General features: G+C 71.9%; 8 protein-coding genes. 1 reads left to right on the top strand and 7 read right to left on the bottom strand.

All coding sequences use genetic code 11. The annotated features are described in order from the left end of the window. From AC08OQ_RS14105 to AC08OQ_RS14075, 7 genes are all read right to left on the bottom strand, one after another. Positions 1-564, bottom strand: a 564-nt coding sequence (locus AC08OQ_RS14105) for a shikimate dehydrogenase family protein (RefSeq protein WP_476612105.1), incomplete at its 3' end; no start/stop codon positions are given. Positions 565-614: 50 nt separating this feature from the next. Further along, on the bottom strand, positions 615-1,880 hold the full coding sequence (mltG, locus tag AC08OQ_RS14100) for an endolytic transglycosylase MltG (protein ID WP_476601507.1): 1,266 nt from the start codon (positions 1,878-1,880) through the stop codon (positions 615-617). Then, a complete protein-coding gene (gene ruvX / locus AC08OQ_RS14095; RefSeq protein ID WP_476601508.1) occupies positions 1,877-2,455 on the bottom strand; it encodes a Holliday junction resolvase RuvX in 579 nt (192 codons plus the stop codon). Before ruvX ends, mltG begins: the two co-directional genes overlap by 4 nt. Continuing rightward, positions 2,452-5,097, bottom strand: coding sequence for an alanine--tRNA ligase (alaS, locus tag AC08OQ_RS14090; RefSeq protein ID WP_476601509.1), 2,646 nt, complete (start codon positions 5,095-5,097; stop codon positions 2,452-2,454). The genes ruvX and alaS overlap by 4 nt, the downstream gene beginning before the upstream one ends. 124 nt (positions 5,098-5,221) lie before the next feature. After that, a complete protein-coding gene (locus AC08OQ_RS14085; RefSeq protein ID WP_462186050.1) occupies positions 5,222-5,596 on the bottom strand; it encodes a hypothetical protein in 375 nt (124 codons plus the stop codon). Beyond that, the gene (locus AC08OQ_RS14080) at positions 5,597-6,127 is read right to left on the bottom strand and encodes a DUF948 domain-containing protein (protein WP_476601510.1); all 531 of its coding nucleotides are present in this window, start codon (positions 6,125-6,127) and stop codon (positions 5,597-5,599) included. Between the two features lie 143 nt (positions 6,128-6,270). Then, on the bottom strand, positions 6,271-7,710 hold the full coding sequence (locus AC08OQ_RS14075) for a replication-associated recombination protein A (RefSeq protein ID WP_476601512.1): 1,440 nt from the start codon (positions 7,708-7,710) through the stop codon (positions 6,271-6,273). 686 nt (positions 7,711-8,396) lie between these two features. Between AC08OQ_RS14075 and AC08OQ_RS14070 the strand changes: the two genes are divergently transcribed. Then, positions 8,397-9,258: FadR/GntR family transcriptional regulator (locus AC08OQ_RS14070; RefSeq protein ID WP_476612104.1), on the top strand; the 862-nt coding region annotated here is incomplete at its 3' end.

Here is a 9,258-nt window from a genome sequence, read left to right as displayed (position 1 = left end):
GGGGCGGGTGCAGCCCGCCGCGGCGACCGCGGCGACCGCCGCGACCGCGGCGCGGGCCGTGCCACCGGCACCGAGTACGAGCGGCTGGCACGGGACCGCGCCGCGCATCACCCGGCGCAGCGCCATGCTGATGCCGTCCACGTCGGTGTTGTAGCCACGCAACCGACCGGCGGGCCCAACGACGACCGTGTTGACGGCGCCGATGACCGCCGCCGTCGCGTCCACCTCGTCGAGCAGGTCGAGCGCGACGGTCTTGAGCGGCATGGTCAGGGACAGCCCGACCCAGTCCGGATCCGTGCGGACCCGGGTGAGTATCGCGGCGAGCCCGGTCTCGTCGCAGTGCACGGCGGTGTACGTCACCGCGAGACCGAGCCTGGCGTAGGCGGCGGCATGCAGCACCGGGGAGAGCGAATGGCCCACCGGTGCCCCGAGCACGGCGGCGCGGGCGGGGCTCGACGACGACGCGGTAGCCGCGACGGTCGCCGACGGTTCCACGGGCCGACGATGGCACTCAGGGGGCCGGCTGCGGGCCGGGGTCGTGCCGACGGGAACGATCTCCGGCACTACCGGGCCCTCCTCATGCTCGCGGCCTCATGCTCGCGGCTTCCCTCGCACTACTCACGGCCCCCTTCACGCCGGTACTGGGCCTCTGCCTGCTCCCACTCCCGCTCCGTGGTGGCGAAGACCGTCACCTTGCTCTGCGGCATGGAGACGAAATAAAACCACGATCCGTCGGTCGGTTCCAGCGCCGACCGCAGCGCCCAGACGCCGGGGTTGGAGATTGCGCCCGGCGGCAACCCTTTCACGGCCCGTGTGTTGTACGGGTTGTTCTGAGAGAGTTGTTCCCTGGTCAACGGCCCCTCGTACCCGTCCGTGGCGTAGCGAGTGGTCGAGTCCATGTCGAGCCGGCCGAATCTCCCCGACGTGTCCTTGAGCCGATTGTAGATCACCCGGGCCACCTTCGGACCCTCGTCGCGGTTGGCCACCTCCTTCTCGATGATCGAGGCGATAGTGACGATGTCCTTCGGCAGGACCCCGATCGCGGCGGCCCTGCCCTCCAGATCGATCGCCGCGGTCTCCCGCTTGAAGCGGTCGACGAAGGAGCGCAGCAGCTGCTCGGGCGTGGCCCCGGGCATGAGGTCGTAGGTGGACGGGAAAAGATAGCCCTCCAGCAGGTTCGGCGGCGCGTAGGACGGCAGGCCCAGCTGGGTAGGGTTCTTCGCGATCGCCTCCAGGTCTGCCATCGACGTGCCCGGGAGGCGTTCATGCAGTGCCGTGAGAACCTCACGGACGGTCATGCCCTCCTTGATGACGAACTTGAACGGCGCGGACGAGGCCGGGTCGAGCAGGGCCTCGAGCGCCGCGGCGGCGCTCATCCTGGTGTGCAGACGGTAGGTGCCCGGCTGGATGCCCAGCGACTTCGGGTTCGCGGCGGCGGCCTTGACAAACGCGGCGACACTCGCGGTCACGTTCGCGTCGTGCAGCTCCCCGGCGATCTCGCGAGTGCTCGCCCCGGCCGGGATCTGGACCACCGCGATGCCCTCGCCGGAGCCGGAGTAGTCGGCGGGCTCGCCGGTCGAGATGTGCCCGACGACCTTCCCCACCCCGTAGATCCCCAGTCCCAGCAGGGCGGCGACCACGACGAGCACCGCGATGAGCTTCGGCAGCGCGCGACCGCGCCGGCCGCCGTCGGGATCGGGCTCGTCCCAGCCGCCGCCGTCGTCCCAGGCGCGGTGGTCCCAGTCGACCCCGGCACGGTCGTCCGGGTACTGATCGTCGGCGTAGCGATCAGCCGAGTAACGATCATCGCGCTGGCGGGCCCGACGGCGACGCGAGTAGGGGTCCTCGTCGAGTATCTCGTCGAGGTCGCCGCCGGTCACCTCTCGCCCGACGGCGGGACGGCACCGCCCGGGGCCCGGGGGTCGTCTCCCGGAGCCCGGACCACGCCGTCCGGACCCGTGACCGGGGCGGCACACCCGATCGCGCCAGGCGCGCCGCTCCCCCGGCGGCTGTCCAGGTCGTGCTGCAGGATCTGCACGGCTGCCTCCTGATCCACGAGACTCCGGCGGGCACGCGAACGAACGCCACGCTCGGCCATCCTGCGATGAGCCGCAACCGTGGTGAGCCGCTCGTCCACAAAACGCACGGGGACGGGTGCGATCCGCTCGGCGAGTACCTCGGCGTACTGCCGCACCAGCCGGACCGCCCGGCCTTCCTGCCCGGACATCTGTCTGGGCAGGCCGACCACGACCTCTACAGCCTGCCGCTCCCGGACGATGAGGACAAGCCGATCGATGTCCGCATTGCCCCGTCTATCCCTGGCCAGGGTAGTCACCGGAACCGCGAGCACGCCGCCGGGGTCGCTAGCGGCGACCCCGACCCGCACCGAGCCGACGTCGACCCCGATCCGCACCCCGGGCCGAGAAGCCCCGGGCCGGGAGCCCGAGCCGCTCACCGCGAGGCGTGCTCGGCCACCAGCCCCCGCAGCCTGGCAAACACCGCCGGCACCAGCTGTGGGCCCCCCCCGCCGCCCTGGGCCACGTCCGGCTTGCCGCCGCCCTTGCCACCCAGGCTCGCCCAGGACTGCCGCACCAGGTCACCGGCGCGCAGCCCCCGGCCGCGCGCGGCGTCGTCGGTCACCACAACGATCGACGACCCGTCGGCCTTGGCCACGGCGACGACGGCGGGCCGCCCGGCCAGCCGCCCACGCACGTCCAGCGCCAGCAGCCGCACGTCGTCGGGGGCGGTGCCGGCGGGCACCTCGGCGGTGACCACGGCGACGCCAGCCACCTCCTCGGCACCCTCGGCCAGCGCCCCGGCCCCGGCGAGCACCGCGGCGGCCCGCAGTCGTTCCAACTCCCGCTCGGCGTCGCGCAGCCGGCCGACGATGTCGGTGACCCGGTCCACCAGCTCGTCCGGACGGGCCTTCAGCGCGGTGGACAGCTGCGACACCAGGAGATGCTCGCGCGCCAGGTAGCGGAAGGCGTCGAGGCCAACCAGCCCCTCGACCCGGCGGGTGCCCGCGGAGATCGACGCCTCCGACAGCAGCTTCACCGCGCCAAGCTGCGCGGAGCTCGCGACGTGCGTGCCACCGCACAGCTCGCGGGCGTAGTCGCCCACATCGACGACCCGCACGGCGTCGCCGTACTTCTCGCCGAACAGCGCCATCGCGCCGAGCCGGCGGGCCTCCTCCTGCGTGGTCACGAAGGCCCGCACCGGCAGGTCACGCAGGGCGACCTCGTTGATCTCGTCCTCGACGTCGGCGAGCACCGACGGCGGCACCGCGCCGAGGGCGTGGAAGTCGAACCGCAGCCGGCCCGGGGAGTTCAGCGAACCGGCCTGGGTCGCGCCCTCGCCCAGCGCGCGACGGAACGCGGTGTGCACGAGATGGGTGGCGGTGTGCGACCGGGACACCCCGCGGCGACGATCGGCATCCACCTCCGCGAACACCTCCGCGCCAAGCCGCAGCTCGCCGCCGAGCACCCGCACCCGGTGTAGGACCAGGTCGGGCACGGGCCGCTGGACGTCGAGCACCTCGACCTCGCCGCCGTCGAAGCGCAGCCGACCGAGGTCGGGCTCCTGGCCGCCACTCTCGGCGTAGAAGGGGGTCGCGTCGAGCACGACCCCGACCTCGGTGCCCTCCCCCGCCGCCGCCAGCCCCGCGCCGTCGGCGATGCCGATGAGGCCCACCACGCCGGAGGCCCGGCTGAGCTCCTCGTACCCGGTGAAGGTCGTCGGGCCGGAACGGGCCAGGATCGGCCGGAACGCGGACAGGTCGACGTTGCCGATCCGCCGCGCGGCCCGGTCCGCCTTCGCAGCCTGCCGCTGGCGGTCCATCAGCCGGTGGAAACCCGCCTCGTCGACGGACAGGCCCGCCTCAGCGGCCATCTCCAGCGTCAGGTCGATGGGGAAGCCGTAGGTGTCGTGCAGCTTGAAGGCCGCCTCGCCGCCCAGCATGGTCGAGCCCAGGGATCGGGCCTGGCGCGCCGCGGTGTCGAAGATCGTGGTGCCGGTGCGCAGCGTCTCGGCGAACGCCTGCTCCTCCGCGACGGCGACCCCGGTGATCGTCTCGGCGTTGTCGACCAGTTCGGGATAGATCGTCCCCATCGCCGAGCCGACGACCGCGAACAGCTCGCTCATCACCGGCTCGTGGGCGCCGAGCAGCCGGGCGTTGCGGATCGCCCGGCGCAGCATGCGGCGCAGCACGTAGCCGCGCCCCTCGTTGGAGGGGACGGCGCCGTCGGAGATCAGCATCGCGGCGGTGCGGGTGTGGTCGGCGATCACTCGCAACCGCACGTCGTCGGCGGGGTCCGCGCCGTAGCGCCGCCCGGTCAGCCGGCCGGCAGCGTCGAGCACCGGCCGGGAGACGTCGATCTCGTAGAGGTTGTCGACGCCCTGGAGGATGGTCGCCATCCGCTCCAGGCCCATCCCGGTGTCGATGTTGCGGGCCGGCAGCTCACGCTCGATCGGATAGTCGTACCCGGCGCCCTCGCCCCGCTCGTACTGCATGAAGACGAGGTTCCAGACCTCGAGGTATCGCTCCTCGTCCGCGATCGGACCGCCCTCGCGGCCGTAGGCGGAGCCGCGGTCGAAGTAGATCTCGCTGCACGGCCCGCACGGCCCGGGCACGCCCATCGACCAGAAGTTGTCCTCCTTGCCGCGGCGCTGGATACGCTCGGCGGGCAGCAGCTCGCGCCAGATCCCCTCGGCCTCGTCGTCGTCGAGGTAGACCGTCGCCCACAGGTCGTCGGCCTTGAAGCCGAACCCTTCGGTGAGCAGCTCGAAGGCGAACGGGATCGCCTCGGCCTTGAAATAGTCGCCGAACGAGAAGTTGCCGCACATCTGGAAGAAGGAGGCGTGCCGCGCGGTGTGCCCGACATTCTCGATGTCGACCGTCCGCACGCATTTCTGCACGCTGGTCGCCCGCGGCCACGGCGCCGGGAGATCCCCGAGAAAATAGGGCTTAAACGGCACCATGCCGGCGTTGACCAGCAGCAACGTCGGATCCTGGGCGACCAGTGAGGCGCTCGGGACGACGGTGTGCCCGCGCCGGGCGAAGTGGTTGAGAAAGCGGCTACGGATCTCGGCCGTGTCCATCGGGTTCACGTCGTCCAGACTCGTGGGAAGAGGTTCGACATCCCGGGCTGGCGCGCTGTAGGTCGGGCGCGCCTTCCGGGCTGCGGTGAGGGCAGGTGCCCCCGGCCCGCGGGCGAGGGAGTCCTCAGGGCCGCCGGGCGCCGGGGACGAGCCGCATCGTGCGTTCGGCGTCGTCGAGGTCAGCGGGGTAGCGCGGCGCGCCGGAGCCGGCGGCCTGCGCTGCGGCGTCCCGGGGCGGGGCAGCCCCGACCGCATCGCCTCGGTCCGCTTTGTCGCCTCGATCTGCTTCGTCCGGATCACCGTCGAGGCCGAGCGCGACACGGATCTCCTCCTCCCGCTCGGCCGCGGCCTCGCGCACGTCCGCGAGGAACTCCTGTACCGACTGTACGAGAGAGCCGGCCAGGCTCGTCGGCGTCAGGGAGGCTGCGGCCTTCGCCACCTGGCGCACCACCACGACGCCGGCCGCCGCCCCGAAAGCGAGATAGAAGATCCTCGACATCTACCGGCCTCCCCTACGCCCGCCCGCCGCGCCGGCGGCCGTGGGCACCGACGGGGTCTTCTCGCCCGCGGGCTGCGGGCCGCCACGCCCGGCCGACCGGCGCGCCGCCTTCTCGGCCTTCATCTGGGCCGTCACCCGGGACTCGACCTCCGAGCGGGTCCGCTTGGCCGCCGCCTGGCGCACGCCGTAGCTGAACGCCGCGACACGCACCATCGGGCCGCCGAGCGTCGCCGCGAACAACGATGTCAGCGAGGAGACGTTGGTCGTGATCGACTGCACGTTCGCCGTAATCGCATCGACCCGGTCGAGTTCTTTGTTGACGTGCGAGAGTGCCAGATTGACCTCGTCGACCGTCGCGCCGGCCTGCCGGACCCGGGCGGTTCCCTCGTCGAGGGCGAGACCGGTCTGGCGTACCCGGGCCGCGGCCTCATCGAAGATCTTGCCGAGCTTGAGCAGGACGTAACAGCCGAAGAGGACGAGCACCGCGAACGCGCCCGACGCGATCAGGCCCGCGACCGCACCACCGGACATATGTGCTCCTGCCTCCATCGTCGTTGGGCCGGTCCCACCCACCCGATTCGATCCGCCGTGCCGCGGGCGCCACCCAGCCGACGCTCCTGGAGTGACCTTACCGAGACGGCTACCGGGGCCACGGGTAGCCCCCACGAGAGAAGTCAGGACGGCGAGGAGAACGGTGGGAAGGGCGGCGAAGAGGGCGGTGGGGACGAGCCCGGGGACGGCGGTGGGTCACCGCGTACGACGCCACGCAGCTCACGGACCCGATCGGCCGCGCGGCGCTCGAAGCCGTTACCGCTCGGCTGGTAGTAGTAGGTCGAGGTCAGCCCGTCCGGCGGGTACTGCTGACGCACGACGTTGCCGGGGGCGTCGTGCGGGTACAGGTAGCCCGCGCCGTGGCCGACCCGCTGCGCGCCGCGGTAGTGGGCGTCGCGCAGCTGCGCGGGCACCGGCCCGGCCCGCCCGGCACGAACATCCGAGGTGGCGGCGTCGATCGCCCGGATCACCGCGTTCGACTTGGGCGCCAGCGCCAGGTGGATGACCGCCTGCGCGAGCGCCAGGCGGGCCTCGGGCAGGCCGACGAACTCCAGCGCCTGGCTGGCCGCGACCGCGACACCGAGCGCGCCCGGATCGGCCATGCCGATGTCCTCACTGGCAAGGATGATCATCCTTCGAGCGACGAACCGGGGATCCTCGCCGGCCTCCAGCATCCGCGCGAGGTAGTGGAGGGCCGCGTCGACGTCGCCGCCCCGCATCGACTTGATGAAGGCACTGATCACGTCGTAGTGCTGGTCCCCGGACCGGTCGTAGCGCACTGCGGCCCGGTTGACGGCCCGCTCCAGCAGGTCGAGATCGAGCCGTGGCCGCGGGTCGACAAGCGCCTCGGTGTCTGCACCCGCCCCGGCATCGGCACCCGCCCCGGCGTTCCCGCCCGGTCCGGATTCGCGCTCATGGGCTTCGAGCAGCGCCTCGACCCCGGCCTCCAGGCTGGTGAGGGCCCGGCGGGCGTCACCTCCGGCAAGGCGGACCACGTGCTCGCGGGCCTCGTCGGACACCGACAGCCGCCCGTCGTACCCACGCGGGTCGCGCAGCGCCCGGGCCAGCACCCCGCGGATGTCGTCGTTGGTCAGCGGCTCCAGCGTCAGCAGCAACGACCGGGACAGCAGGGGGCTGACCACGGAGGAGAAGGGGTTCTCGGTGGTGGCGGCGACCAGAGTGACCCAGCCGCGCTCGACCGAGGGCAGCAACGCGTCCTGCTGCGTCCGGGTGAACCGGTGCACCTCGTCGATGAACAGCACTGTGCGCGCACCAGACGTTGACAGCGTCTCGCGAGCCTCATCGATGACGGCGCGGACATCCTTCACTCCGGCGGTGACCGCGGACAGCTCCCGGAAGCGTCGCCCGGTCGCCCTCGACACGATGTGCGCCAGCGTGGTCTTGCCGGTGCCGGGCGGTCCCCACAGCACGACCGAGGTCGTTGCGCCCCCCTCGACCAGCCGGCGCAGCGGGCTTCCCGGTCCGAGCAGATGTCGCTGGCCCACGACCTCGTCCAGGGTCCGCGGCCGCAGCCGGGCGGCGAGCGGAGCCGCGCGGTCCACCCCCGGACCGCTGCCACGCTGATCCCGGGGACCGGCGAACCCCGAGGCGGAGCGGGACGCCGTCCCGGCTGCCGACGCATCGGACGCCCCGGCACCAGCCCCGGCAGCAGCGGAGAGATCGGCGTCGAACAGGCTCACCCGTTCACCGTACGACCGTCGTACGACCGTCGGGAGGCACGATCAGCCCGGAGCACGGCAGACCGCGGCCCCGACGGCGGCCCACCGAAGCAGACATATTTCATACAACGGCATAAGTATCTTAAATTGGCCCTTACGACCCCACGCCCATTTCCCCGACCACGCTCGGACCACCAGAGCTTCATTGCCAATGTGCCGGAACGCGGCCAATGTGCCGGAACGCGCGGCGAACGGGTAGTGCGCCGCGCGTCATCCGGCACAATCCCCCGAGAGACCACACTTCGTTCACGTCGGACAACCGAGCCCCAATGGTGCGCGTATTATCATTCAGCTAGTCCGTTCAGCTGCTCGACTGAGCACACGTGCCACCTTCGTGGTAATGCACGGTGTTCCGGACGGAACCGCGCCCGAAACCGACCCGGGAACCGGGCCGGATTACGAAATCGCCCTGACCAGCCCAGATCGCGACGACGGGCTACCGCACCGCACCGCCAGAACCAACCAGCTCACCCGGAGACCGAAACCCTGCCCCGGAGAGGTGCCACCCGATGACCGTGCTACAGCCGCCCCGCGCCCTCGGAAACCGTGCCGCCGCATCACGCGGGCACCGCTTCGACAAGAACAGCGCGATACCCGAAGCTCCGATCGCATCAGCCGAGCCGACCGGGCATCCGGTTCGGCTGGCCCGCCCAGGGGAGACGGACGACCGCGAGTCGCACCCCACCCGGGACACCACCACGACAATCACCCGAACCAACACCCCCGGCACCGCCACCCCCGGCATCACCGGCCCCGGCCACCCCCTGCCCACCCCCCTGCTGGCCACCAACCGCGTCGGCCAACACGTCCGCGTCCCCAAAACCGCCGAACTCGTCGCCGCCCACCTACGCCGCCAGATCGTCCGCGGCGAACTCCAAGAAGGCGACGCCCTACCCCCCGAAGCCGTCCTCATGGAACAGTTCGGCGTCTCCCGCCCCACCCTGCGCGAAGCCTTCCGCGTCCTCGAATCCGAAGCCCTCATCTCCGTCCGCCGCGGCGCCCACGGCGGCGCCCGCGTCCACACCCCCAACGGCGACGTCGCCGCCCGCTACACCGCCCTCGTCCTCGAACACCGCCACACCACCCTCGCCGACATCCACACCGCCCACACCCACCTCGAACCCACCGCCATCCGCCTCCTCGCCACCACCGCCACCGACCACACCCTGACCACCCTCACCGCCCACCTCACCGCCACCGACCACGCCCTGACCACCCCCACCCCCAACCCCACCGACATCCACACCCGCCACCTGCACTTCCACACCCTGCTACTCGACACCACCACCAACCACACCCTCACCATGATCACCAGCATGCTCCGGCGCATCCTCGATGCCACCACCCCCGACACCCCCACCCCCATCCCCG

It is taken from the genome of Frankia sp. CcCS3 (assembly GCF_977927575.1).
Note: the sequence above shows the minus strand (reverse complement) of the source record. Positions and strands in the feature narration are given on the sequence as shown.